Source organism: Luteimonas notoginsengisoli, assembly GCF_042648885.1.
In the GTDB taxonomy this organism is placed as follows: domain Bacteria; phylum Pseudomonadota; class Gammaproteobacteria; order Xanthomonadales; family Xanthomonadaceae; genus Luteimonas; species Luteimonas notoginsengisoli.
In genome coordinates this window covers 268781-294452 of sequence record NZ_JBHRYF010000009.1, presented here as the reverse complement: position 1 = coordinate 294452, position 25672 = coordinate 268781, and the positions used below count along the sequence as shown (strand labels likewise).

Sequence of the window (25672 nt, the reverse complement as noted above, 5' to 3'; positions counted from 1 at the left end):
CGCTGGGCATCCGGTGGCCAATTCCGCACAGCATTGCGAGGGCAGGGCGCTAATCGGCATCTCCGGCTGGCGCTACGCTCCCTGGCGGGGCGTGTTCTACCCGGAGGACCTGCCGCAGCGGCGCGAACTCGAGTACGCCGCGGACATGTTCGCCAGCATCGAGATCAACGGCACGTTCTATTCGCTGCAGCGTCCCGAAAGCTTCCGCGCCTGGCACGACGCCACGCCGGACGGCTTCGTGTTCGCGATCAAGGGCAGCCGCTACATCACCCACATGCGCAAGCTGCGCGAGGTCGAGACGCCGCTGGCCACGTTCTTCGCCCAGGGGCTGTTCGCGCTCGGCCCCAAGCTCGGCCCGATCCTGTGGCAGCTGCCGCCGTTCATCCCGTTCGACGCGCAGCGGCTGCGCGCGTTCTTCCGGCTGCTGCCACGCGACACCGGCCAGGCGCTGCGGCTGGCGCGGCGGCGCGAGGTGGACCTGATGAAAGGCCGATGCGTGCTGAAGATCGACGCCGAGCGCCCGCTGCGCCATGCGCTCGAAGTCCGATACGAGAGCTTTCGCACGCCGGAACTGCTCGACCTGCTGCGCGAGGAAGGCATCGCGCTGGTGGTCGCCGACACCGCCGGTCGCTGGCCGCTGCTGGAGGAGGTGACCACGGATTTCATGTACCTGCGCCTGCACGGCGACCAGGAACTGTATGCCAGTGGGTACGGCGACGCTGCGCTCGACGACTGGGCGCGGCGCATCCGCGCGTGGCTGCGCGGGACGCAGCCCACCGGGGCCCGCCGCATCGGCAGCGGCCGCCCGTCGCGCCAGCCGCGCGATGTGTACTGCTATTTCGACAACGACAGCAAGGTCCACGCGCCCTTCGATGCGCAGGCGCTGGCGCGGCGCCTTGGGCAAAAAGCTCACCGCTGAAGCCGCTGCTGCAGGCAAAGCGCGGCGGGGAGCTCGCCGCTGAAGCCGCTCCCGCAAGAGCGGGAATGGCGGCATCAAGGAAAAAAGCCGCCCGGCTTGCACCGGGCGGCCTCGTGTCCAGGAACGCGGCGGCGCTGTCAGCCGTCGCTGCCCACGTCCGCCGGGGTCGTGGCCGGCGCGTCGGCCGGCGGACCGCCGTCCTGCGGGGCTTCCATCAGCCCACGCTTGATCAGCAGCGGCTTGATGTCCGGCCCATGGCCGGTGAAGTCGACGAACAGCTGCGAGGCGTCCTTGCTGCCGCCGCGCGAGAGCAGGGTGTTGCGGAAGCGGTCGCCGTTCTCGCGCTTCAGGCCGCCGTTCTGCTCGATCCACTGGGTGGTGTTCGCATCCAGGACCTCGGACCAGATGTAGGCGTAGTAGCCCGCCGCATAGCCGCCCATGATGTGGCTGAAGTAGGGCGTGCGATAGCGCGGCGGCACCGGCGCGTAGTCGATGCCGTCCTTGGCCAGCGCCTTGGCCTCGAACGCCATGATCCCTGCGGCATCCGGGATCTTGTCCGCCGGCAGCTGGTGGTAGCTCTGGTCCAGCATCGCCGCGCCCAGGTATTCGGTGGTGGCGAAGCCCTGGTTGAACTTCTGGCTCGCCATCACCTTGTCCAGCAGCGCCTGCGGCATCGGCTCGCCGGTCTGGTAGTGCTTGGCGTAGTTGGCCAGCACGCTGGGCCAGTCGGCCCACATCTCGTTGACCTGCGACGGGAATTCGACGAAGTCGCGCGGCACGCTGGTGCCGCTGAAATACGGATATTCCACGTCCGAGAACATGCCGTGCAGCGCATGGCCGAACTCGTGGAACATCGTGGTCACCTCATCCCAGGTCAGCAGCGTGGGCTTGCCGTCGGCGGGCTTGGGGATATTGAGGTGGTTGGCCACCACCGGCTTGGTGTCCATCAGCCCGGACTGGCTGACGTAGCTGTTCATCCAAGCGCCGCCGCGCTTGGAGGCGCGCGCATAGGGGTCGAAGATGAAGATCGCCAGCTGCGAGCCGTCCTTGTCCATCACGTCGTAGGTCCACGTGTCGGGGTGGTACTTCGGCAGGTCGGTGCGCTCCTTGAAGCTGATCCCGTACAGCTGATTGGCGGCGAAGAACACGCCGTTCTCCAGCACGTTCTTCATCTCCAGGTACGGTTTGAGCTGCGACTCGTCGAAGTCGTACTTCGCCTTGCGCACCTTCTCGGTGTAGAACGCCCAGTCCCACGGTTCAAGCTTGAACGTCGGCTCGCCCTTGGCCTTCTGCTCGGTGTCGATCATCGCCTGCAGGTCGGCCGCTTCCTTCTTCGCGTTGGCCACCGCGGCCGGCGCCAGCTGGCCGAGCATCTTGTTGACCGCCTCGGGCGTCTTCGCGGTTTCGTCGTCGAGCACGTACGCGGCATAGGTGTCGAAGCCGAGCATCTTCGCCTTCTCGGCGCGCAGCTTGAGCACCTGCGAGACGATGGCGGTGTTGTCGTACTGGTTGCCGCGGCTGTTGCGCGCCACGGATGCCTTGTGGATGCGCTCGCGCAGGGCGCGGTTGGTGAGCTGCGACAGCGGCGGCTGGCCGGTGGTGTTGAGCAGGGTGATGACGTACTTGCCGTCGAGCTTGCGCTTCTTGGCTTCCTCCGCGGCGGTGGCGATCTGTTCGTCGGTCAGGCCGTCGAGCTGCGCCTTGTCGTCGACCACCACTGCCGAATCATTGACCTCGGCCAGCACGTTCTGACTGAACTGCGTGCCCAGCTTCGCCAGCTGACCGTTGATGTCCTTCAGCCGCGTCTTGTCGGCATCGCCCAGGTTGGCGCCGCCGCGGACGAAGTCGGTGTAGTAGCGCTCAACCAGCCGCTGGCCCTGCGCATCCAGGCCCAGCGAGGCGCGCTGGTCGTACAGCGACTTGATGCGCGCGAACAGCTTCGGGTCGAGCCGGATCGCATCCCCGTGCGCGGAGAATTTCGGCGCGTAGTCGGCACGCAGCTTCTCGCGCGCGGGATTGGTATCGGTGCCGACGAGGTTGAAGAACACCGACGTGGCGCGGTCGAGCTCGCGGCCGGATTTCTCCAGCGCCAGGATCGTGTTCTCGAACGTCGCCGGTTCGGCGTTGTTCGCGATCGCCCGGACTTCTTCCAGCTGCTCGGCCATGCCGCGGTCGAACGCCGGTGCGAAATCGCTGTCGTCGATCTTGTCGAACTGGGGATAGTGCAGCGGCAGCGGGCTGTCGGCGGCGAACGGGTCGGCCTGGCCGGCAACGGCGGCCTTGTCGGGCGTGGCGGCGCTGTTCATGGGGCTGTCCTGTGCGAAAGCGGGCGCGGCAACGGCCATGGCGACGGCCAGCGCGGCGGCGAGTGGATGCTTCATCGGGAGGAGTCCTCGTCGGATCGGACTCTGAAGACTACACGGCCCGGCGCTGGGCCCGGTCCATGACCAACGGCACTGGGGGACCGTCGGAAAGACAAGTCGCACGCCCCCGCGGGTCTCCGTCGAAGGGTGATGGACTGGCGTACGGTCCAACCGCCCGGGTGGGGCGGCGGCATCGCCCGATGGCGTGAGGCGCGCCGCGGCGCCGCGAGCGGGCTTGCCAGTGCGCCCGTGGAGTTGTCTGATAGCGGGGCAGCAGGAGGACCGTATCGCCATGACCACCGCTTACGATTTTTCCGCCGTCGACATCGAGGGTCGCGACAAATCCCTGTCCGACTACGCCGGCAAGGTGCTGCTCGTGGTCAACGTGGCATCGAAGTGCGGCTTCACGCCGCAGTACGCGGGTCTCGAGCAGCTGTGGCGCGACTATCGCGAGCGCGGATTGGTGGTGCTGGGATTCCCCTGCGACCAGTTCGGGCACCAAGAGCCGGGCAACGAAGCGGAGATCAGGGACTTCTGCTCGCTGACCTACGAGGTGGACTTCCCGATGTTCTCCAAGGTCGACGTCAATGGCGACGGCGCCCATCCGCTGTGGAAGTGGCTGAAGCAGGAAAAGGGCGGCTTCCTCGGGTTGGACGGGATCAAGTGGAACTTCACCAAGTTCCTCATCGGCCGCGACGGACGGGTGATCGCGCGCTATGCGCCGACCGAGAAGCCCGAAGCGCTGGTCGACGACATCGTGGCAGCGTTGGGCTGACCGTGGCCACGGGCGGTTACCGCATCGAGATCACGCCGCACGGCGGCGGCCTGCGGGCGTATGTGGTTGGCGAGTCGGACCTCGAAGGGACGCGGAGGTATTGGCGCGAGATCGCGAAGGCCGCGCGCGAACGGGGCGCGGATTCGCTGCTGCTGGTGGACGAGCTGACCGGCCGGCCACTGGACGAATCGGACTGGCTGGACGTGGTGACCAGCCTGCAGGGGGAGGGCCTGCACAAGCTGCGCATTGCCCACGTCAAGCCGCAGGGGCTGCAGCAGGTGGAGTTCTGCGAGATCTTCGCCCGCGACGCCGGCATCGAGGCGCGCGTCTTCGAGAACGAGACGCTGGCCGATATCTGGCTGCGGTTCGGCGAGCGGTAGTTGCCGTCAGGCGCCGTGGGTGGCCGGCGCGCGCGGAGTCACGAATTGCGCGGGTTTCTTGCGGTCGTCCCGGGTATACGCAGGCTTGGCCAGCGCCTCCGGCGGCAGCAGTTCCAGCATTTCCTGGATGAAGCCGTCGATCATCTCTTCCGAATAGCCGCGATGGACGTGGGCGACCCTGCCGTCGACGCCGATGATGAACATGTTCGGCAGCGTGCGGACGCCATAGGTGTCGCTGGTGTGGCCGTAGCTGTCGCGGATGAAGTTCAGCGGGATGTCGCGATTGGCGCGGACGACGCTGTTGAAGTCGCGCCGGTCTTCCTTGAAGTTGACCGCGATGACCTCCAGGTGCTCGCGCCCCACCACCGACTGCACCTTGCCCAGCATCGGCAGCTCGCGCCGGCACGGCCCGCACCACGAGGCCCAGAAGGTGACGATGACGACCTTGCCACGGTGCTGGCTGACAGTGACCGGGTTGCCGTCGCGGTCGTTGCCCAGCGCATCGGGTGGAACGTCGCCTTTGCGTGGTTGCGCCGGGAGTTCGCGCTGGCCGGCGCCGGCCTGCGAAGCCGGCCACAGGCACAACAGGGCCGCCATGCAGGCCGCGATCAGGATCGTGTTCATTTCCATCCCCCCTTGGATGGCGGGAGCATAGCCGGACGGGGAATGGCGTGCCAGATAGCCCGGGGACGCGCGTTAGCGATGGGCGGGGAACGTGGCGCCTGGTGCGAAAGTTGCCCGCGGTCGGCCCGGCGCTGGCGGTTTTCTTTCGCCCGCTGTCCTCGCGGTTTGCGTCGGTGCTGCAAGACGCATGTGGTGCGGCGTCGCGCCCGCCGGCCGATTTCTCGACCAGGGCGCGCCCGAAGCGCGGGCCTACTTCTCGACGAAGGCGCGCTCGAACACGTAGTGGCCCGGAACGCCGATGCGCGGAGCGGCGGTGAAGCCGCGGGCGTCGAGCAGGGTGCGGAAGTCGGCCAGCATCTGCGGGCTGCCGCAGATCATGGCGCGGTCATGCTCGGCATCGAGCGGGGGCAGGCCCAGGTCGCCAGCCACGCGGCCGCTGTCGAGCAGGGTGGTCAGGCGGCCGCGCTGGTCGCGCCCGTCGAAGGCGAAGTCCTGGCGCGAGACTGCCGGGTAGTACAGCAGCTTGCGCGCGATCTGTTCGCCCAGGAATTCGTGCCGCGGCAGCTCGTTGACGATGTAGTCGCGGTAGGCGAGGTCCCCGGCGCTGCGCACGCCGTGGCATAGCACGACGTGCTCGAAGCGCTCGTACGTCTCCGGGTCCTTGATGATCGCCAGCCACGGCGCGAGGCCGGTGCCGGTACCGAGCAGGTAAAGGTTGCGGCCGGGGCGCAGGTCATGGATCAGCAGGGTACCCGTTGGTTTGCGGCCGACCAGCACGCTGTCGCCGGGGCGGATGTCCTTCAGTCGCGAGGTCAGCGGACCGTCGGGCACCTTGATGCTGAAGAATTCCAGCTGTTCTTCCCAGTTGGCGCTGGCGATCGAGTACGCGCGCAGCAGCGGCCGCGACGGGCCGTCCGGCTGCGGGACTTCCAGCCCGATCATCACGAACTGGCCGTTGTCGAAGCGGAACCCGTCGTCGCGGGTGGTGGTGAAGCTGAAGTAGTCGTCCGTCCAGTGACGGACATCCAGCACCATCTCGGTGCCAAATGCGGAGGACATGCGGGGAGGGGAGTGGACTGCGAGGGGAGCATTTTAGCCGATTGGCCAAGGCGCCGATGAAGTCGCGATTCCGCGACGCGGACCGCCTGCGGCCGTGGCTCTCCAGCGGCGGAGCGAGGAATGCCCGATCAGCTCCCGCAGGAGCGGCGGAAGCTGCGAACTCCGGTTGCGTTCGGACGGAACGATCTCAGCCGACGCTTGCGCCGCTCCTGCCAGGAAGTGCTACCTGCGGTGCCACGAGCCAGACATTTCCGCCAGAACAATGGACGCCCTGGAGAGCTCGCGGCCCAAGCCGCTCCTGCAGGGGCGTCGTTGCGCCTCCCGAACTCGGCTGGCGACGCGCGCAACTTCCACGAGACCGCCACAGCGCGACGCCATACTGTGGGCCGTTGGCTTCGCGGAGATCACATGAGCGACTGGTGCCGGCCCGGATGGGCGCGAACGGTAGGGATAGTGTCGGTGGCGTTGATGGGTGCGCCCATGTCCGCGTTGGCGGCGCCGGCGGCAAGCGACGGGGTCACCGCGACCGAACTCGACCGCGTGGTCGTCACCGCCACGCGACAGCCGGACGACGCGTTGCTGGTGCCGGCGGCGGTGGACGTGGTCGACGCCGCTGACCTGCATCGCGCGCTGCCCGGATTGAGCCTGTCCGAGTCGCTGCAGCGGGTGCCGGGGGTGGTCGCGCGCGACCGCCAGAACCAGGCGCAGGGGCTGCAGGTGTCGATCCGCGGCTTCGGCGCGCGCTCCACGTTCGGCATTCGCGGCGTCCGGCTTTACACCGATGGCATTCCGGCGACGATGCCGGACGGCCAGGGCCAGGTTTCGCATTTCATGCTCGCCTCGGCCGGCCGCATCGAGGTGTTGCGCGGGCCGTTCTCCGCCCTGTACGGCAATTCGTCCGGCGGGGTGATCTCGATGTTCAGCGCCGATCCGCCGGCGGCCGCGGAGTTTTCGCTGGGTGCCGATGCGGGCGCCAACGGGCTGCGGCGTGGCACGCTGTCCTGGCACGCGCCGTGGAGCGATCGCGACGGTGGCGTGCTGCTGGACGGCGAGTACGTGGACGACGACGGTTTCCGCGACCACAGCGCGTCGCGGCAGGTGACGGGCCAGGCGGTGTTGACGGGAGGATTCGGCGAGGGTGGCCGCTATTCCGTGCTGCTCAATTCGCACGACCTGCGTGCGGAAGATCCGCAGGGCCTCAGCGCGGCGCAGTTGCGCGGCGACCGCCGCGCAGCCAGCCTGGGCGCGCTGAACTTCGACACCCGCAAGACCGTGCACCAGGACCAGGCCGGCGTGCGCCTCGAGCATCCGCTGTCGGCGCACCACGCCTTGTCGCTGACCGCGTTCGGCGGCACCCGCGACACCGCCCAGATGCTGTCGATTCCAGCGTTCGTGCAGGCCGACCCGCTGCAGGGCGGCGGCGCGATCGACCTCGACCGTCAGTACGGCGGTGTCGACCTGCGCTGGCGCTGGAGCGCGCAGCTGCTGGACCGCCCGTTCTCGCTGGTGGCCGGCCTCGAGTACAGCACGTCGGACGAGCGCCGTCGCGGCTACGAGAACTTCGTCGACGACCGGCTGGGCGTGGTCGGCGCGCTGCGACGCGACGAGGACAACCGTGTCAGCGGCCGCGACGCCTACGCGCAGGCCGACTGGCAGCCGGGTGATCGCTGGCGCATCAACCTCGGCGTGCGCCATAGCGAGGTGCGGTTCGCCTCCGACGACAGCTACGTCACCGCTGCCAACCCCGATGACAGCGGCCGCCTGCGGTACTCGCGCAGCTCGCCCGTGGCCGGCGTGCTGTTCCGGGTCACGCCAACGACGAGCGTGTATGCGAATGCCGGGCGCGGATTCGAAACACCGACCTTCTCCGAGCTGGCGTATCGCGCCGACGGCGCCAGCGGCCTCAACGACCTGGACGCTGCGCGCAGCCGCAATGCCGAGGTCGGGGTGCGCGGGCGTGGCCGGGGGATCGAATACTCCGCGGCGCTGTTCGACAGCCGCACGCGCGGCGAGCTGGTGGTGGTGGCCAACGCGGGCGGGCGCAGCACCTACGCCAATGCCGGCGTCACCCGCCGTCGCGGCGCCGAGCTGTCGCTGGCCGGCTCGCTGTCGCCGCGCTGGCGCTATGCGGCGGCATACACCTATCTCGACGCGCGCTACGACGGCGATTTCGCCGCGTGCAGCGCGCCGCCGTGTGACGAGGACGACCTGCTGATCGCGGATGGCCGCCGCATTCCCGGCCTGTCGCGCCACGCGGCCTGGGCCGAGCTGCGCTGGAGCTTCGACGCGGACACCGATCTCATCCTCGATGGCCGCTTCACCGACCGCGTGTATGTCGATGACGGCAGCGACGAGAGCGCGCCGGCGTACGCAGTGTTCGATCTTGCCGCCGAGCGCCGCTTCGATGCGTTCGGACTGCAGTGGCGGGGCTATGCACGCATCGAGAACCTGTTCGATCGCGACTACGTGGGCTCGGTGATCGTCAACGATGGCAATGGTCGCTACTACGAGCCGGCACCGGGACGGGGCTGGGTGATCGGGCTGAAAGCGCGCAAGACCTTCGATTGACCCGCAACGCTTCCGCGCCCGCGAAGCGATCGCCAATCGACTCCACCGCCGCTCCTGTCTGTCGACTGCGCCCTTGTGCGGTCGCGCATGGCGCACGTAGAAGTACCTGCTCGTGAAGGCTGCGTCACCTGCCGCGCGCGCAGCACGGAGTAGCATCCGGCGACATGTCATCCACCCGATCGGCGCAATGCCGGCACGCATGGGAGCCCGTACATGTCGACCCATTTCAATGACGGCCATCGGCGCGGTCGCGGTTGGCCATTGCTGGTCCTCGGGACGATCACGCTGCTGCTGGGACTGGTGCTCGCCGCCGGTGGCGCATGGCTTGCGAGCCTTGGCGGCTCCTGGTACTACCTGCTGGCCGGCGTCGGGCTGGTGCTGGCCGGCGTGCAACTGGCACGTCGGCGAGTTTCCGGCGCCTGGTGGTTCGCGACGGTGTTCGTGGGCACGCTGGCGTGGACGGCGTGGGAATCGGGGCTGTCGTATTGGCGCTGGATCCCGCGCTTCGGGCTGATGGTGGTGCTCGGCTTCTTCGTTGCGCTGCTGGCGCCGCGCCTGATCGGCTGGCGTTCGCGCGGATGGTCGCGTGGACTGGCGACGCTGATGGCGGTGGTGTTCGTGGCCGCGTTCGCGCTGGCGTTCGTGCCGCACGGGGTGGTGATCGCGGATGACGCCCCCGCCACCGTGGCGAGCGGATCCTCGGACGTCCGGGCAACGCCCGTGGCGGCTTCGCAGCCGGCGGAGACCCCGGCTGCCACCGACTGGCCGGCATATGGGCGCAGCAACGCCGCGCAGCGCTACACGCCGCTCGATGCCATCAACCGCGACAACGTCAACCAGCTCGAGCGCGCCTGGACCTACCGTACGGGCGACCTGCCGGAAAAGCGCTGGGGCGCGGAAACCACGCCGCTGAAGATCGGCGACACCCTGTATCTGTGCTCCGCGCGCAACGTGCTGATCGCGCTGGACGCGGTGACCGGCAAGCAGCGCTGGCGCTTCGATCCCAAGGTGCCGAACGAGGCGATTCCGTACACGGCGGCCTGTCGAGGGGTGAGCTATTTCGATGCGCGCATCGCCTCGACGCCGGCGTCGGCGGCGTCCCCCGCCGCGACACCCGGCGCGCTGGAAGGCGCGGAGCCAGCGCCGACCGCCGGCGATCCGGCCAGCGCCGGCCCCGCGGGTCCGGCCACGGCCGGTGTGGAAGCTGCCGAGGCCCGTGTGGACATCGGCCGCGGCGACGTCGCGGCGACGCGCGCCGAAACGACCGACGCTGCGGCCACGGCTGACGCCCCCGATGCGATGGTGACTGCCGCGCCGACGGTGCCCCTTGCCGCCGACGCGCCGTGCGCGACCCGCATCATCGAGGGCACCCTCGACGCGCGGCTGATCGCGGTGGATGCGCGCACCGGCAATCCCTGCGCGGATTTCGGCGACAGCGGCCAGGTCGACATCACTGTCGGCATGGGCGAGGTGTCGCCGGGCATGGTCTCGATCACCTCGGCGCCGGTCATCGTGCGCGGCGTGGTCGTGACCGGCCACCAGGTGCTCGACGGGCAGCGCCGCTGGGCACCGTCGGGCGTGATCCAGGGCTTCGATGCGATCACCGGCGAGCTGCGCTGGGCCTGGGACATGATGCGGCCGGACCGCACCGGGCTTCCGCCGGCGGGCGAGACGTTCACCCGCGGCACGCCCAACATGTGGACCACGGCCTCGGGCGACGAGCAGCTTGGCCTGGTCTACCTGCCGATGGGCAATTCCGCCGCCGACTACTGGAGCGGGCTACGGCGGCCAGTGGAGAACGAGTACGCGACCTCGCTGGTGGCGCTGGATGTCACCACCGGCAAGCCGGCCTGGCATTTCCAGACCGTGCGCAAGGACGTGTGGGACTACGACCTGGGCTCGACGGCGACGCTGGTCGATTTCCCGACCGCGGGCGGCAAGGTTCCGGCGCTGGTGCTGCCGAGCAAGCAGGGCGACATCTACGTGCTGGATCGCCGCACCGGCAAGCCGCTGACCGAAGTCGGCGAACTCAAGGTGCCGGGCGGCGGCGTGGAACCGCAGGAACGTTCGCCAACCCAGCCGTATTCGCTGTACCACACGCTGCGGCGCAAGGACGACCTGACCGAACGTGACATGTGGGGCGTCACGCCGATCGACCAGATGGCCTGCCGCATCCAGTTCCGCAAGGCGAGTTACCAGGGCTTCTACACGCCGCCCACCGCGGACCGGCATTCGATCGAATACCCCGGCTACAACGGCGGCTCGGACTGGGGCGGGGTCGCGGTGGATCCGCAGCGCGGGATCATCATCGCCAACTACAACGACATGCCCAACTACAACATCCTGGTGCCGCGCGCGGAAGCCGACCGCCTCGGCTGGGCGCCGCGCGACGAGTTGCGTGGCGACCAGGGCGGCGCGGAAGGCGCCGGCGATCCGCAGCAGGGCACGCCGTACGCGATCAACGTCAATGCCGGCTGGCGCATGCCGACCGGCCTGCTGTGCAAGCAGCCGCCCTACGGCGGCATCCGCGCGATCGACCTGGCGAGCGGAAAGATGCTGTGGGATCGCCCGTTAGGCACGGCGCGCGCGAACGGGCCTTTTGGCATTCCTTCGCACCTGCCGATCGTGATCGGCACGCCCAACAACGGCGGTTCGGTGATCACCGCTGGCGGCCTGGTGTTCATCGCTGCGGCAACCGACGACCTGATCCGCGCGATCGACATCGATACCGGCGAAACCGTGTGGCAGGACGTGCTGCCCGCGGGCGGGCAGGCCAATCCGATGGTCTACGAGGCCGGCGGCCGCGAGTACCTGGTGATCATGGCCGGCGGCCACCACTTCATGGAGACCCCGGAAGGCGACTACGTGATCGCGTACGCGCTGCCACGCTAGCAATCGGCACCCGCGCGGCGATGCATCGTCGCGCCTCGTGATCAGCGTTCGCGGGAGCGGCGATGCCCGCTCCCACGGACTGACGCAGACATTGCGTGCACCGACGCTGGCCACAATAGCGGCATGAACGACGCGACCGGCACGCTCTGGACCATCGGCCACTCCACCCGCGAGTGGGCGCTGTTCACCGGGATGTTGGGCGAGGCGCGTATCGAGGTGCTGGCCGACGTGCGCCGTTTTGCCGGATCGCGACGTAATCCGCAGTTCTCGCCGCTGGCCATGGCACCGGCGCTGGCCGAAGCCGGAATCGACTACGTGCCCATGCCGGAGTTCGGCGGCCGTCGCAAGCCATCGACGGATTCACCCAATGGCGCGTGGCGGGTTGCGGCGTTCCGCGCATACGCCGACTACATGGCCGAGCCGGAATTCGCACTCGCGCGCGAACGCCTGATGCGGATGGCCGGTGAGCGGCGGGTCTCGGTGATGTGCGCCGAGGCGGTGTGGTGGCGCTGCCATCGCCGGCTGATCTCCGACGACTTCACCGCGCGCGGCTGGCAGGTATGCCACCTGATGGCGCCCGGCAAGCAGACGCTGCATGAACTCAATCCCGACGCGCGCATGGTCGACGGCGTGCTGCGCTATCCCGCCCCGGGCGACGGGCAGGGAAGCCTGTTCGGAGCGGCTTCGGGCGCCGCCACCTGACGCCAAGGACTGGCACGCGCAGCAGCATGTTCGGCCGTACGTACCCGAAAGCGGGCGTACGCTGGTCGCTGCGGCGCCGGCAGGCAGCTTCGAGCCGCAGGAGCCTTCAGCGAACGATGGTCACCGGCACCTTGGACAGCGCCAGCACCCGGCTGGCCACCGAGCCCAGCAGCAGGTTCTTGAGGCCGGTCTGCCCGCGCGATCCCATCACGATGAGCGTCGCGCCCTGCTTGTCGGCCAGGCGCACGATTTCCTCGGCGGCGTCGCCAACCGGGAAGGCCTCGTCGAACGCGAGGTGGGCGCGGCCCAGGACGCGGCGCGCCTTGCGCACGGCGTATTCGGCCCCGCTGGTGTAGTACTCCGCGGTGGCCTTGCGGCCGAGCTTGCGCGCAGCGGCCGGCAGCAGCGGGGCGCATACGTTGACCACGGTCATCGCCGGCGGCTCGGCGAGCTTCTTCGCGAGTTGCACGCAATGCTTCGCGGCGCGATCGCTGGCGTCGCTGCCGTCGATGGCAAGCAGGATGTTCATGGCGTTCTCCGATGCGGTGGGTCGACCTGGAAACCGGTGGCCTGCCTGTACGCTGGCCCACAACCGCGGACGAGCGTGGTCCGGCTTTCGCACAGTGTGGACCGGCGGAGGCGGGCTGCCTTGATCCGGGTCAAAACAGCCGACGGGCGAAAGGCGAAGGGTCTCGACCTCGCAATGCCGGGCTGCCGCGAGCCGCGCGGACTGGAGACGCGCGAGGCTCTGCCTCAGCGAGGCCCGCGTTCCTCGCGCGGGCGCGCCTTGCGATCACCGAACAGCGCGCTGGCCACGATGGAAATCCCCAGCCCGGCGCCGATGATGAACAGCACCAGCGCGATGGCGGGATAGCCGAACAGGCGGGAGTCCGTGTCGACCTGCATCATCATCGCCGAGGCCACGATCAGCGCGGCGGTGACCAGCGCCGCGCTGACCCGGTTGGCGATCTTCTGCAGGTTTTCCATCAGGTGCGATTCTTCCAGACCGGTCATGCGCACCTGCATCCGGTTCTCGGCCAGCAGCGAGAGTACGTCGGAGACCTTGCGCGGGGCTTCGCGCAGCAGCGCCTGCACGTCGATCAGTTCGCTGGCCAGGTTCGAAGGCGACAGCGCCTTCTTCAGCCGCTCGCGCATGACGTGCTCGAGGTGGCGCTCGATCACGGCCTTGACGTCGAGGTCCGGGTCGAGCGCGTGGGACACCTGTTCCAGGTTGAGCAGGGTCTTGCCCAGCAGGCTCATTTCCGGGGGCGTGCGCAAGCCGCACATGGTGGAGCGACCGACCAGGTCGATCATCAGCCGGCCTTCCGACAGCGATCCCGCACCGGAGCGGGCGGCATACGTGGCGACCATCTGGCCGACCTCGCGCAGGAAGCGCGCCTCGTCGAAATCCTCCAGCCGGGTGCCCATCGCGATCGCCTCGGCGGCGACTTCCTCTCCGCGGCCGTCGACGGCCGCGAACAGCAGCTTCAGCAGGCGCTCCCGACGCTTCGGCGGCACGTGCGCGACCATGCCGAGGTCGAACAGCGCCAGCCGGCCGTCGTTGGTCACCAGCAGGTTGCCCGGATGCGGGTCGGCGTGGATCTCGCCGTGCACGAACACCTGGTCCAGGTAGCCGCGCATCAGCGCCGAGGCCAGCCCGGACATGTCGTGCTCGGTGCGGCGCAGGCCGGAGATCTCGGTGACCTTGGTGCCCTGCACGAGCTCCATCGTCAGCACGCGCCTGGCGGTCAGGTCCCACACCGGTGCCGGCACCAGCAGTTCCGGATAGCCCTGCAGGTGCTGGCCGAAGCGCTCGAGGTTCTCCGCTTCGGCCTGGTAGTCGAGTTCGGCCAGCAGGGTGCGACGGAACTCCTGCACCCAGTCGGCGAAGCGCAAGCGCCGACCGATGTCGGTCATGCGGTCCGCGCCGCCGGCGAGGTGGGCGAGGGCGTCGAGGTCGGCGCGCATGATGTCGACGATGCCGGGCCGCTGCACCTTCACCGCCACCAGCCGGCCGTCGCGCAGCGTCGCGCGGTGCACCTGCGCCAGCGACGCGCAGCCCAGCGGCTGTTCGTCGAACTGCGCGAATGCCTTGCTGATGCGCACGCCCAGCTCGGACTCGACGACCTCGCGGACCTGTTCGAAGGGAATCGGCGCGACGTCGTCCTGCATTCGCTCCAGCGCGACCAAGAACGGCGGCGGCACCATGTCGGGACGCGTGGAGAGCGCCTGGCCGATCTTGATGAAGGTCGGGCCAAGCGCCTCGAGGTCATCGACGAACTCCTCGGGCTTGCCTTCGGTCGCGGGCGTTTCGCCGTCGGCCGCGCCGTCGGCATCCAGGTCCAGGCCGGAGAACACGCCGGCGCTGCGGTACTTGACCAGGAAACGCAGGATCTGCGTGGTGCGGGCGATGCCCCGCGGCTGGTGGGCCACGGTGTCGTTGTCGTGCGCGGATTCGCTCGTGTTCATGGGCGCAGCCTAGCCCGTGCTGCGTCAAGGGCCCTTTCATCCGTCGGGCCAGCCCGGCCGCCCCCGGAATGCCGGCAAAACCCGTGGGGGCGGCCTGAGCCGCGAGCTCTTGGAGGCGTCCGATTTCCCGGCCAGGGACTCGCGACTCGAGCCACTCGAACGAGGTCGGTGCGTGGCACCACTCAGCGGTACCCGGCCGCCTGCAGCTCGAACAGCTCGGCGTAGCGCTCGCCCTGCGCCATCAGCTGCTCGTGGGTGCCGCTGGCCTCGATCCGGCCCTGTTCGAGCACCAGGATGCGGTCGGCCATGCGCACGCTGGAGAAGCGGTGCGAGATCAGCACGGCGGTCTTGCCCTCGGACAGCTCCTTGAAGCGCTGGAACACCTCGAACTCGCTGCGCGCGTCGAGCGCGGCGGTGGGTTCGTCCAGGATCAGCAGCTGCGCGTCGCGCATGTAGGCGCGGGCGATGGCGATCTTCTGCCACTCGCCGCCCGACAGGTCCACGCCTTCCTTGAACAGCTTACCGAGCATCTGGTCGTAGCCGCCGGGCAGGCGCGCGATCACTTCATCGGCCATCGAGCGATGCGCGGCTTCGGCGATGCGGGCATGGTCGTCGCGGGCTTCGATCCGGCCCACCGCGATGTTGTCCGAAGCGCTCATGAAGTAGCGCACGAAGTCCTGGAAGATCACGCCGGTGTTGGCGCGCAGCTCGTCGAGGTCGTATTCGGCCAGCGGATGGCCGTCCAGAAGGATGCGACCCTCGTCCGGGTCGTACAGGCGCGAGAGCAGCTTCACCAGCGTGGTCTTGCCGGCGCCGTTCTCTCCGACCAGCGCGAGCACTTCGCCGGCGTGCAGGGTGAAATCGAGATGGCGGACCGCCCAGCGCTCGGCGCCGGGATAGCGGAAGCCCACGTCCTCGAACACGAAACCCTCCCGAATCGGCTTCGGGAACGGCCGCGGGTTGGCGGGCGAGAGGATTTCCGGCTGGATCTGGAAGAACGAGAACAGGTCGTCGAGGTAGAGTGCCTGCCCGGCGACCTGCGAGAAACTCGACAGCAGGCCTTCGAGCAGGTTGCGCAGGCGCCGGAACGAGGCCGACAGGAAGGTCAGGTCGCCGATGCTGAATTCGCCATGCACCGTGCGCCACGCGATGTAGGCGTAGGCCGCGTAGTAGCCCAGCGTGCCGATGGTGGTGAACAATCCGCCCCAGCCGGCGCGGCCGATGGCGATGCGGCGGTTGGCCAGGTAGATCGACCAGGCAAGCGTGCGGTAGCGCTCGATCAGGAAGGCGTTGAGCCCGAAGCTTTTGATCTCCTTGGCCGAGCTGGCGCTGGCGCCGGTCTGGCGCACGTAGTCGAGTTCGCGCCGCTCCGGCGTGGCGCGGAAGTTGACCGCGTAGCTCTTGGCGTTGAAGTGCATCTCGCCGACGAACGCGGGCACCAGCGCGACCAGCAGCAGCACGATCAGCCACGGCGCATAGACCAGCAGGCCGATGGCGAAGCTGATGATGGTGACGATGTCCTGCGCCTGGCCGAGCAGCTGCGACATCAGCGAGCTGCGCCCGGACACCTGGCGCCGGGCGCGATCGAGGCGGTCCTGCAGGTCGGCGTCCTCGAAGTCCTCCAGGTCGAGCGAGGCCGCATGTTCCATCAGCCGCACGCTCGTGGCGTTGGAATACAGCTCCGACAGCAGCGAGTCCACCAGGCCGACGATGCGCCCGAGGATGTCCGAGGCCACGGCCAGCACGAACTCGATCGCCAGCAGGCCAAGCAGGTGGTGCAGCACGCCCGACTGCCACACCGCGGCGAAGCCCGGCGCGCCGGTGCCCAGCCCGACCAGCCGCACCGCTTCGTCGACGATCAGCTTGCCGACGTACAGCGTGGCGATCGGCAGCAGTGCGCGCGCCAGCCGCAGCAGCAGGCTGGACAGGGCGAGCAGGGGACTGGTGCGCCAGATGTCGCGGAGGAACGGAGGCAGGTTGCGCAGCGCGGCGAAGCGCTCGCGCAGGTTCATCGCCGGGGCCTCGTGGCGGCGTCCGGACCAGACAGGTGTCGACATTCGCGTGCGTGTCTCGGGCAGACCGGCAGCAAGAATGCCACGCCCGCATCGGCGCGGGCGTGGAGATGCGGGTCATCCGCCGCGCGTGGTGGCGCCTGCGTTACTGCAGCAGCAGCTCGACCGATCCCGAGAAGGTTTCGAGCTGGATGTCGCCGCTGCCGGCGCCGTAGCGGTGCTCGAAGCTCGAGCCCGGACCGAACTGCGGCTTGTCGATCTTCGCGCCAGGCGCGCGCAGGTGGCCGCTGAAGCTTTCGCCCTTCACCTCGGCCGACAGCGACTTCGGCGCGACGACCTTGATGTTGCCGCTCACCGACTCGGAGTCGATGCTGCCGCCATCGGCAAGCGCGGCCTGCAGGGTGGCGTTGCCCGAGACGCTGTTGCTGGACAGCTTGCGCAGGCGTTCGCCGCGGGTGTCGACGGTGATGTTGCCCGAGACGGTCTCGACCGAGACCTCGCCGTCGAGGCGGCCGCGCAGGGTGACGCTTCCGCTGACGCTCTGCGCCGAGACATCGGCCGAATTCAGGGTCAGCCGCAGGTCGCCGCTGACGCTCTCGATGTCGGCCTGCCGCGGCGCGCCCGCGACGCTGACGTTGCCGCTGACGCTGTTGATTTCCAGGCTGCGGCCCGCGGTTCCGGTGACGCTGATCTCGACCGCGACGCCGTCGATGTCGAGGCTGGCGAGCGTGGGCACATCAACCACGAGGTCCGTGGGCTCGCTGTTGTTGTCGCTGGTGCGGCGCGGGTAGCGCACCTTGATCTCGAGCTCGCTCCCGCCGGGGCCGATTTCGAGCTTTTCCACGCCGCGCCCGAGGCTGCCGCGGATGCGCACCTGCGGCTGGTCCCAGGCGCGCACCTGGATGCGTCCCTTGAGGTTGGAGATCTCGACCTTGCCGTCGGCGTCGAGCGGTCGCGTTTCGTTGATCGGGGTGGACGCCAGCGCGGCCACCGGCAGGGACGCGAGGAGCAGCGACAGCAGGAATCGGATGGACATGGGATTGCTCCGGTCAGATGGGTCGGTCAGGTGGAGACGGCGTCGGGAATCGTGGCCAGGCGCCGCGACAGGTCGAGCCGCAGCGCGTACAGGCTCTGCAGGCGCTCGAACAGGTAGCGCGCCTCCGGGTCCTGGTGCAACGCGGCGCGCACCTGCGCCGCGTTGCGGTCGATTTCGTGCAGGGCGCTGGTGTCGATGCCGGCAGGGCGCCGCGCGTCGAACGCGCGCCAGGCGGTGCGATATTCGCGGGTCATGCGCGCGGCTTCGCGCAGGATCGGTGCGGACGCGACGGCGGTCGTGCTGGGCGCCGGCGCGTGCATCGAGGGCGCGAACGCGGCCCAGCCGATGGCCAGCACGGCGGCCAGCGAGGCGGCCGTCGCGAGCCCCGCGAACCGGCGCGAGCGCTGGCTGCGCCAGGGTCGCGATGCCGGCGTGCGCAACGCAGCCACGGGCGAGATCGGCAACGGCTGGAAGGACGGCGGCACGTCCGTTGGCGGGGTCGGCGCGTCCTGTCGGCTGGCGGCGATGCGTGCGCTGATGGCCGGCCACAGGTCGGCGGCCGGCATGTCGTCGCGGCGCAAGGCGCGCAGCGAGCGGCGCAGTCCGTCCGGCAGGGGCGTGTCGTGGTCGTTGTCGTGTTCGATGTTCATGCGTGTTCTTCCAGCCGCGCGCGCAGCAGGCCGCGCGCGCGATGCAGTTGCGCCTTGGAAGTGCCGACGGCCATCTCCAGTTCGCCGGCGATTTCCTCGTGGGTCCATCCTTCCACGTCGTACAGCACCAGCACCGCGCGGGCGCGCGGCGGCAGGGTGGCGACGGCGCGGTCCAGGTCCATCGCCAGCGCGGTGGTGTGGCCGGCCGAATCGGGATGGCCGACGCGTTCGAGGTGGTCCTCGTCGTCCAGGGCGGGGTCGCCGCGGCGCGAGCGCAGCTCCATCAGCGCGGTGTTGGCGGCCAGCCGGTACAACCAGGTGCCGAAGGCGCTTTCGAAGCGGTAGGACCCGAGCGCCTGCCAAGCGCGGACGAAGGCCTCCTGGGTCAGGTCCTCGGCGCGCTGGCGATGGCGCCCCAGCAAGCGGGAGATCACCCCGTGCACGCGGCCGACATGGCGCCGGTACAGGGCCTCGAACGCGGCGGTGTCGCCAGCCAGCGATGCGCGGACGAGCGCGTGGTCGTCGTCCACGGCCGGTGCGGTGGCGGGCATCAGTGCGGTCACGATGGTGGTCAGCATAGTCCTTGGGATGCGGCGTGGCCGGCAGGGGTTTAAGGAGGGCGGGCGTCGGTGCCAACCCATCGCAATCGATTCGTACGTGGAGGCCGCGGGGGGCGGTCCGGCGCTGCGCCGGATGTGTTAGCGTCGGCGCGCACCACAGGGGGATCGCAGATGAAGGGAAGGATCGTGCTGGCGCTGGTCGCCGGCTGGATGGCGTTGGCCGCGGCGCCCGTGTGGGCGCAGGTCCCCGCGGTATCGAAGCAGGCGCGTACTGCGGCCGCCGATGCCGGCCACGTACGCGTGATGGTCGCGCTGCGGCCGCGGGCCGCCTTCTTCCGGGCGGGCCCATCACCGGTGAAGGCGCTGCGCATGGCCCAGGTCGAGGCCGTGGCCGATTCGGTACTAAATGCCCTGCCGTCGGGAAGCCGTGCGCTGCGGCGTCGCTTCGCCCTGGTGCCGGCGCTGGCGTTGGAGGTGGATGCGCGTGACCTGGCGGTGCTGGAAAGACATCCGGACGTGATGGCGGTCGATGTCGACCGCGGCGGATCGGCAGGCGGTGCAGTCGCGCCCGACCAGGCCAGTCGGGTCAATCGGGTCGCAGGCCTGGATGCGCTCGGCCTGGGCGGCAAGGGCCGCAAGGTGGCGGTGATCGACAGCGGCGTGGACGTCGACCATGCCGACTTGGTCGGGCGCCTCGTCGACGAAGCGTGCTTCTGCAGTCCAATGGACGGCGGCGGTGGATGCTGCCCCAACATGACAGCGACGCAGACCGGCCCGGGGGCGGCAGTCGACGACCAGGGCCATGGCAGCAACGTGGCCGGGATCATCGTCGGAGAGGGCGGCATCGCCCCGCGCGGCGCGGTGCCTGACGCGCAGTTGGTGGCGGTGAAGGTGATCAGCGCCGACGGCCGCTACTGCTGCGCCTCCGACGTGGTCGCGGCAATGGACTGGGTCGCGACCCATCATCCCGACGTGGCGGCCGTGAACCTGAGCCTCGGCAGCGATGACACTTTCCCGGGCCACTGCGACGCGAGTACGGCGTGGACGCAGAGCCTGGCGGTAGCCGTCGATGCGCTGGTGGCCAACGGCGCGGTGGTCACTGTGTCGACCGGCAACCAGGGCAACGCGCAGCAGATCCAGGCGCCTGCCTGTGTCCACAATGCACTATCGGTGGCGGCAACCTGGGATTCGGACGTGGGCGCTGTGGACGATTTCCTGGGTTGCAGCGAGGCGACCACGGCAGCGCGCAAGCCTGCCTGCTTCTCCAACCGCAGCCCCACGACCGATCTTTTCGCCGCCGGTGCGTTCGTCACTTCCACCGGCGGCACCGGGGGCACGTCGGAGTACGGCGGCACCTCGCAGGCCGCGCCGATGGCGGCCGCCTGCGCGGTGGCACTGGCGCAGGCTGCACCGACGGCGACCGTGGCCCAGCGCATGGACGCGATGACGCTTTCGACCACCCGCATCAACGACCCCGCGTCCGGGCGGGCCTATCCTTTCCTCGACTGCCGCGACGCGGTGGCGCTGCTCAATCCCGACGCCATCCGTGCGCTGCCGGTCAACGGCGGGCAGCCGCTGCTGCCTCCCCGTTCCGGGCCGGCGGCGACGTCGCAGCCGGGGCTGCCCTCGGTCGCGCGGCGGGCCCATGCGGGTCCCGACACAGGGGCGGCGGAAGGCAGTGTTGCACGCACGCAGCCGCGACGAACGGTTTCCAGACAACGCTGACCGGGACCAAGGTCGAGCGGTGGGCTAAAATCGGCGGCTGTTTCGCCAGCCTCCGCGAGCCCGCAGTGACCACCAGTCGTCCGGTTTCGATCCAGCAGGAACACCTGATCCAGAGCGTCGCCGACGCCCTGCAGTACATCAGCTACTACCATCCGGTCGATTACATCCGCAGCCTGTCCGCGGCGTACGACCGGGAGGAAAGCCCGGCTGCGAAGGACGCGATCGCGCAGATCCTGATCAACTCGCGGATGTGCGCCGAGGGCCACAGGCCGATCTGCCAGGACACCGGCATCGTCACCGTCTTCCTGCAGATCGGCATGGACGTGCGCTGGGACGACGCCACCATGGGCGTGGAGGACATGGCCAACGAGGGCGTGCGCCGCGCGTACCTGCATCCCGACAACAAGCTGCGCGCCAGCGTCTTGGCCGATCCGGCCGGGCGTCGCCGCAACACCGGCGACAACACGCCGGCGGTGGTCAACGTCAAGGTGGTCCCGGGCAACACGGTCGACGTGATCGTCGCGGCGAAGGGCGGCGGGTCGGAGGCGAAATCCAAGTTCGCGATGCTCAACCCGTCCGATTCGATCGTCGACTGGGTGCTCAAGACCGTGCCGACCATGGGCGCAGGCTGGTGCCCGCCGGGCATGCTCGGCATCGGCATCGGCGGCACCGCGGAGAAGGCGATGCTGCTGGCCAAGGAGTCGCTGATGGAGCCGATCGACATCGTCGACCTCAAGGCGCGCGGGCCGGCCAACCGGCTCGAGGAACTGCGACTGGAGATCTTCGACAAGGTCAATGCGCTGGGCATCGGTGCGCAGGGCCTCGGGGGCCTGACCACCGTGCTCGACATCAAGATCAAGGACTACCCGACCCACGCGGCGAACCTCCCGGTGGCGATGATCCCCAACTGCGCCGCCACGCGGCACGCGCACTTCACCCTGGATGGCAGCGGCCCGGTGGCGCTGGATCCGCCGTCGCTGGAAGACTGGCCCAAGCTGACCTACAACCCCGCCAACGCGCGCCGGGTGGACCTGGATACGATCAGCCGCGAGGAAGTCGCCAGCTTCCGGCCGGGCGAGGTGCTGCTGCTCAACGGCAGGCTGCTGACCGGGCGCGATGCGGCGCACAAGCGCATGGTGGACATGTTGAACCGGGGCGAGCCGCTGCCGGTGGATTTCAACGGCCGCTTCATCTACTACGTCGGCCCGGTCGACCCGGTGCGCGACGAGGCGGTGGGCCCCGCGGGCCCGACCACGGCCACGCGCATGGACAAGTTCACCGACCAGGTGCTGTCGCAGACCGGCCTGCTCGGCATGGTCGGCAAGGCCGAGCGCGGCGACGTCGCCATCGAGGCGATCAGGAAGCACCGATCCGTGTACCTGATGGCGGTCGGTGGCGCCGCTTACCTGGTGTCGAAGGCGATCAAGTCCGCGTGCGTGGTGGCGTTCGAGGACCTCGGCATGGAGGCGATCTACGAGTTCACGGTGCAGGACATGCCGGTGACCGTGGCGGTGGATTCGACCGGCGAATCGGTGCACCGCACGGGACCGCGCGAGTGGCAGTCGCGGATCGGACGCATTCCGGTCGTGATGGAATCCTGAGCTTCGGCGGAGTTTTCCAGCCGAGAGGTCTCCACTCCTGCCCGGGAAGGCAGGAGAGGGATACTTCACCAGCACCTCGCGCCTTGCGTTCGCGAAGCTTTTTCCTTCCGATCGCGGCGGGAGTGGCTAAGGGGGACGTTCGTCCCGGACCGCTCGACAGGTTCCAGACCGATGCGTGCCGACGCTTGCAACCCGCCGGGCTCGCTACCAAGTCGATGCGACACTCTCGGAAACATCGCATGGCCGGCAGCCTGATCCAGGACCACATCGCCTTCGACCGTCTGCTGCCGCGGCTGCGCCGCATCGCCGTGCTTGGGATCAAGCCCGAATCGCGCGCCGACCGCCCGGCTCACATCGTCTCGGCCTATCTGCACCGCGCCGGGTACGAACTGGAGCCGGTGCCGGTCTACTACCCCGACGTGTCCGAGATCCTCGGCCGACAGGTCTACCGCAAGGTGGCGGACATTCCCGGGCGGGTGGACGTGGTCAATGTGTTCCGCAAGCCCGCCGACCTGATGCCCCACCTGGACGATCTCGTCGCCGCGCGCCCCAGGCTGGTGTGGCTGCAGACCGGCATTCGCGACGACGACTTCGCCGCGCAGCTGCTGGCCGCCGGCATCGACGTGGTGCAGGACCAATGCCTGATGGTGGAACACCGGCGCTGGCGCAGTTCGCGCTGACGCGATGACGCCTGCGCTGCAGCGCGAAAGCTGCGAGGCCCTGGCGTTCGCGCTGTCGATCTAGGCCAAGCGACCCGGCGGAGAGGCGCGCCGATTGCGGGCGCGGCCTTGGCCGCTCACGCAAGCGACGTCAGAACCATTCGAGCAGCGAAATCCCCAGTCCCACGTACGTCGACCGATGGTTATAGTCGATCAGGCTTTCGCCATAGCCGTCGAACACCTGGACGTGGCCGCGCAGGGAGTTGTGGATCGGGAAGCCCCAGTCGAATCCGACCGCACCATGCGAGCGATCGCCGCCGCGCAGCGAGTGCCGCGCCATCAGCGACAGCTCGTGGCCGCCGATGGTGTGCACGATGGTGACGTCGCCGCGACCCATGTAGTCCTCGATGTCCGGATTGTCATCGTCGTGCCCGTCGGCAATGCGGACCCACGGGCGGAAGGTCACCGCCCAGTTCTCGCGATCCAGTCCGACGTTGAACATCACCCGGTTCCAGCTGCGCGAGAGCGGATCGGGACGGCCGTTGGACTGGTGGTTGATGCCCACCGCCGCCATGCGGCCCTTCCAGCCCAGCAGGCTGTAGTTGTTGCGGAACACCAGCAGCACTTCGGGTTCGTAGTTGGTCTCGCGGAAGGGTCGCGACGCCTCGCCGTTGTAGACCTGCCAGCGCGAGCTCTGGGTGTACCCCATCCAGATGTCGCCGTTGTCGCCGAACAGGTTTTCCCACGCCTTGGTCTTGAAGCTGATCTGGAACTTGGTTTCGATCGCATCCAGCGACTGCGCTTCGGAGACGGTGTTCCGCGGGTTGGGCGACGACGGCAGCTCGTTCTGGTCGCTGCTCCAGAACACGGGCAGCAGGTAGACCGGCTTGTAGGCGCGGAAGTTGAACGTGCCGAGCTTCGAGTCCTTGGCCAGCTCCCAGCGACTGTCGAGCAGCGAGCCCTTGCCGGCGTTGGCGATGGCGTCGTCGGGCTCGGAAGCGAACAGGTCGTTGGCCGCGCCGCGCGCACGCCCGACCGGGGTAGCCGCGGCGGCCTCGGCTTCGCTTGCCGCTTCGCGGTTCTGGCGCGCGAGCGCCGCGGCGGCGTCGGCCTGCGCCGGGTCCAGGGTCCGGCGTCCGGCGACGCGGTCGTAGCAGGCCAGGCGGTCGGCATCGATCTCGACCAGGGCGCAGGCATTCACGCTGGCATGTTCCGGCGCGTCCTCCGGCGATTGCGCAAGCGCCGGCGCGGTTGCGGCCAGGCCGAGGGAGAGCAGCGCGATCGTGTGGGGTGAGGGTGTCATGGCTTGCCCTTGTCGTGGTCGAGCATGTTGCCAGTGGCGGCCGCGTCAGCGCGTTGCGCTTCGGCGAGCTGGTCGTCGATGTCGCGGTTGACCGAGGTGTCGACGCTGGCGCCCTGCGTGGGTTCAGGTCGTGCCTCCGGCGTGGCCTGCGCAGGGGTCTCGCGCGACAGCACGACATGCTGGACGGAGCGCGGCGCCTGGATGCCAGCGCGTGCGAAGGCGGCCTTGACCAGGCGGATCGCTTCGCTGCGCACCTTGCCCAGGTCGCTGCTGCGCTGGTCGACCCAGCCGAAGAACTGCAGTTCGATTCCGCCCGGTGCGTTCTGCACCACCGTCCAGGACGGCGCCGGGTCGTCGAGCACGCCGTCGATGCCCGAATAGGCTTCCAGCGCCAGGGTCTGCGCCTGGCGGATCGAGTGCGACGGGTCCATGGTGGTCCTGAAGTCGAAGCGCCGCTTGGGGTTCTGCGAATAGTTGAGCAGCACCGACTTGAACACCAGCGCGTTGGGAAGCTGCAGCTGGTTGCCGTCCATCGTCATCAGGATGGTCGCGCGCGAGGTCAGCGCCACGACCTTGCCCTCATACGCGTCGACGCGGATCTGTTCGCCCGGCGAGAACGGCTTGCGCACGCTCAACAGCACGCCGGCGATGTAGTTCTCGGCGATGTCCTTGAATGCGAAACCCAGCGCCAGCCCAACCACGCCGGCCGATCCGAGCACCGCCCCTACCATGGTCGACAGGTCGAGCAGGTTGAGCGCCAGCAGCACGCCGAGCAGCGTCACGATGACGCGGACCGAACGCCTGATCAGGCCGTCCATGTACGGGTTGTCGATGCGCAGCCGGAGCATGCGCAGGTTGCGCGAAAGCAGGCGCCCCGCCCATGCGAAGACCAGCACGATCGCGATCGCGACCAGCAGCAGTGGGGCGCGCGCCACCAGGGTGGCCAGCTTGCGGGTCGTCCCGCGATACGCGGCGTGGACGTGCGAGCGCAGGCTGGTGTCGACCTCGACGTTGTTGACCACCGTGGCCACGCCCGGCGTTTCCGTGGCGATCTTGGTCGCTTCCAGCTTGTGCATCGGCTGCAGCACGCTGCCATCGAGTTCCGCGACGCCATCGTCGACGCTGGCGGTCACTTCCTTGAGGTCGTCGTCGGTGGTCAGCTTGGCCCGCAGTTGCCTGGCCACGGCCTCCTCGCCGGCGGCCGGCGCTTCCCCCGTGGGTGCGGCATCCGCGCTGACGGGCGCTGACGCGTCGGTATCGGCTCCGGTGGCGGACTGCGGTGCGGCGAAAGCGGGCGACAGGGCCAGCAGCAGCGCGGAAACGGCGGCGAGGTGGAGCAGGGTACGGGTCACGGGCGGGCGTGTTCGCGGCAAGT

At 69.1% G+C, this 25672-nt stretch carries 20 protein-coding genes; 9 read left to right on the top strand and 11 right to left on the bottom strand.

The genetic code is table 11. The features are described 5' to 3' along the window. The first annotated feature begins 13 nt into the window (after positions 1-13). Complete coding sequence (locus ACFOM9_RS13460) at positions 14-919, top strand: DUF72 domain-containing protein (protein ID WP_386711780.1); 906 nt, start codon at positions 14-16, stop codon at positions 917-919. Between the two features lie 137 nt (positions 920-1056). On the opposite strand, the gene ACFOM9_RS13455 is transcribed toward ACFOM9_RS13460, so the two are convergent. Then, positions 1057-3225 (bottom strand): M3 family metallopeptidase, encoded by a 2169-nt coding sequence (locus ACFOM9_RS13455; RefSeq protein ID WP_386711951.1) that lies wholly within the window; start codon positions 3223-3225, stop codon positions 1057-1059. A gap of 349 nt (positions 3226-3574) precedes the next feature. On the opposite strand from ACFOM9_RS13455, the gene ACFOM9_RS13450 reads away from it, so the two are divergent. Next, positions 3575-4057: a glutathione peroxidase gene (locus ACFOM9_RS13450; protein WP_386711777.1), complete on the top strand. Its 483-nt coding sequence runs from the start codon at positions 3575-3577 to the stop codon at positions 4055-4057. 2 nt (positions 4058-4059) lie between these two features. Continuing rightward, complete coding sequence (locus ACFOM9_RS13445) at positions 4060-4437, top strand: hypothetical protein (protein ID WP_386711775.1); 378 nt, start codon at positions 4060-4062, stop codon at positions 4435-4437. Between the two features lie 6 nt (positions 4438-4443). Here ACFOM9_RS13445 and ACFOM9_RS13440 read toward each other — a convergent pair whose 3' ends face one another. Together ACFOM9_RS13440 and ACFOM9_RS13435 are read right to left on the bottom strand one after the other, a co-directional pair. Beyond that, complete coding sequence (locus tag ACFOM9_RS13440; RefSeq protein WP_386711772.1) at positions 4444-5061, bottom strand: TlpA family protein disulfide reductase; 618 nt, start codon at positions 5059-5061, stop codon at positions 4444-4446. Positions 5062-5310: 249 nt separating this feature from the next. Then, the gene (locus tag ACFOM9_RS13435; protein ID WP_386711769.1) at positions 5311-6120 is read right to left on the bottom strand and encodes a ferredoxin--NADP reductase; all 810 of its coding nucleotides are present in this window, start codon (positions 6118-6120) and stop codon (positions 5311-5313) included. A gap of 480 nt (positions 6121-6600) precedes the next feature. Between ACFOM9_RS13435 and ACFOM9_RS13430 the strand changes: the two genes are divergently transcribed. The 3 genes from ACFOM9_RS13430 (at position 6601) to ACFOM9_RS13420 (ending at position 12282) form a co-directional block, all read left to right on the top strand. Then, on the top strand, positions 6601-8688 hold the full coding sequence (locus tag ACFOM9_RS13430; RefSeq protein ID WP_386711766.1) for a TonB-dependent receptor family protein: 2088 nt from the start codon (positions 6601-6603) through the stop codon (positions 8686-8688). A gap of 213 nt (positions 8689-8901) precedes the next feature. Further along, positions 8902-11580, top strand: coding sequence for an outer membrane protein assembly factor BamB family protein (locus tag ACFOM9_RS13425; protein ID WP_386711763.1), 2679 nt, complete (start codon positions 8902-8904; stop codon positions 11578-11580). Between the two features lie 123 nt (positions 11581-11703). After that, complete coding sequence (locus ACFOM9_RS13420; RefSeq protein WP_386711761.1) at positions 11704-12282, top strand: DUF488 domain-containing protein; 579 nt, start codon at positions 11704-11706, stop codon at positions 12280-12282. 106 nt (positions 12283-12388) lie between these two features. On the opposite strand, the gene ACFOM9_RS13415 is transcribed toward ACFOM9_RS13420, so the two are convergent. The 6 genes from ACFOM9_RS13415 to ACFOM9_RS13390 form a co-directional block, all read right to left on the bottom strand. Then, a complete protein-coding gene (locus tag ACFOM9_RS13415) occupies positions 12389-12811 on the bottom strand; it encodes a universal stress protein (protein WP_386711758.1) in 423 nt (140 codons plus the stop codon). A gap of 224 nt (positions 12812-13035) precedes the next feature. Then, complete coding sequence (locus tag ACFOM9_RS13410; protein ID WP_386711757.1) at positions 13036-14751, bottom strand: ABC1 kinase family protein; 1716 nt, start codon at positions 14749-14751, stop codon at positions 13036-13038. Between the two features lie 182 nt (positions 14752-14933). Continuing rightward, on the bottom strand, positions 14934-16808 hold the full coding sequence (locus ACFOM9_RS13405; protein ID WP_386711754.1) for an ABC transporter ATP-binding protein: 1875 nt from the start codon (positions 16806-16808) through the stop codon (positions 14934-14936). A gap of 100 nt (positions 16809-16908) precedes the next feature. After that, positions 16909-17799, bottom strand: a complete 891-nt coding sequence (locus tag ACFOM9_RS13400; protein WP_386711751.1) for a DUF4097 family beta strand repeat-containing protein — start codon at positions 17797-17799, stop codon at positions 16909-16911. 26 nt (positions 17800-17825) lie between these two features. Further along, positions 17826-18449, bottom strand: a complete 624-nt coding sequence (locus tag ACFOM9_RS13395) for an anti-sigma factor (protein ID WP_386711748.1) — start codon at positions 18447-18449, stop codon at positions 17826-17828. Beyond that, the gene (locus ACFOM9_RS13390; protein ID WP_386711745.1) at positions 18446-19027 is read right to left on the bottom strand and encodes an RNA polymerase sigma factor; all 582 of its coding nucleotides are present in this window, start codon (positions 19025-19027) and stop codon (positions 18446-18448) included. The genes ACFOM9_RS13395 and ACFOM9_RS13390 overlap by 4 nt, the downstream gene beginning before the upstream one ends. Before the next feature lie 153 nt (positions 19028-19180). Here ACFOM9_RS13390 and ACFOM9_RS13385 point away from each other — a divergent pair, with 153 nt between their 5' ends. The 3 genes from ACFOM9_RS13385 to ACFOM9_RS13375 all read left to right on the top strand — a co-directional run bounded on the left by ACFOM9_RS13385 (position 19181) and on the right by ACFOM9_RS13375 (position 23015). Next, on the top strand, positions 19181-20734 hold the full coding sequence (locus ACFOM9_RS13385; RefSeq protein WP_386711743.1) for a S8 family serine peptidase: 1554 nt from the start codon (positions 19181-19183) through the stop codon (positions 20732-20734). 65 nt (positions 20735-20799) lie between these two features. Then, complete coding sequence (locus ACFOM9_RS13380) at positions 20800-22335, top strand: fumarate hydratase (RefSeq protein WP_386711740.1); 1536 nt, start codon at positions 20800-20802, stop codon at positions 22333-22335. 239 nt (positions 22336-22574) lie between these two features. Next, positions 22575-23015, top strand: coding sequence for a CoA-binding protein (locus tag ACFOM9_RS13375; protein WP_386711737.1), 441 nt, complete (start codon positions 22575-22577; stop codon positions 23013-23015). Positions 23016-23145: 130 nt separating this feature from the next. On the opposite strand, the gene ACFOM9_RS13370 is transcribed toward ACFOM9_RS13375, so the two are convergent. Both ACFOM9_RS13370 and ACFOM9_RS13365 read right to left on the bottom strand, forming a co-directional pair. Next, the gene (locus ACFOM9_RS13370) at positions 23146-24297 is read right to left on the bottom strand and encodes a phospholipase A (protein WP_386711734.1); all 1152 of its coding nucleotides are present in this window, start codon (positions 24295-24297) and stop codon (positions 23146-23148) included. Then, the gene (locus tag ACFOM9_RS13365; protein WP_386711731.1) at positions 24294-25649 is read right to left on the bottom strand and encodes a mechanosensitive ion channel domain-containing protein; all 1356 of its coding nucleotides are present in this window, start codon (positions 25647-25649) and stop codon (positions 24294-24296) included. Before ACFOM9_RS13365 ends, ACFOM9_RS13370 begins: the two co-directional genes overlap by 4 nt. Between the last annotated feature and the right edge of the window lie 23 nt (positions 25650-25672).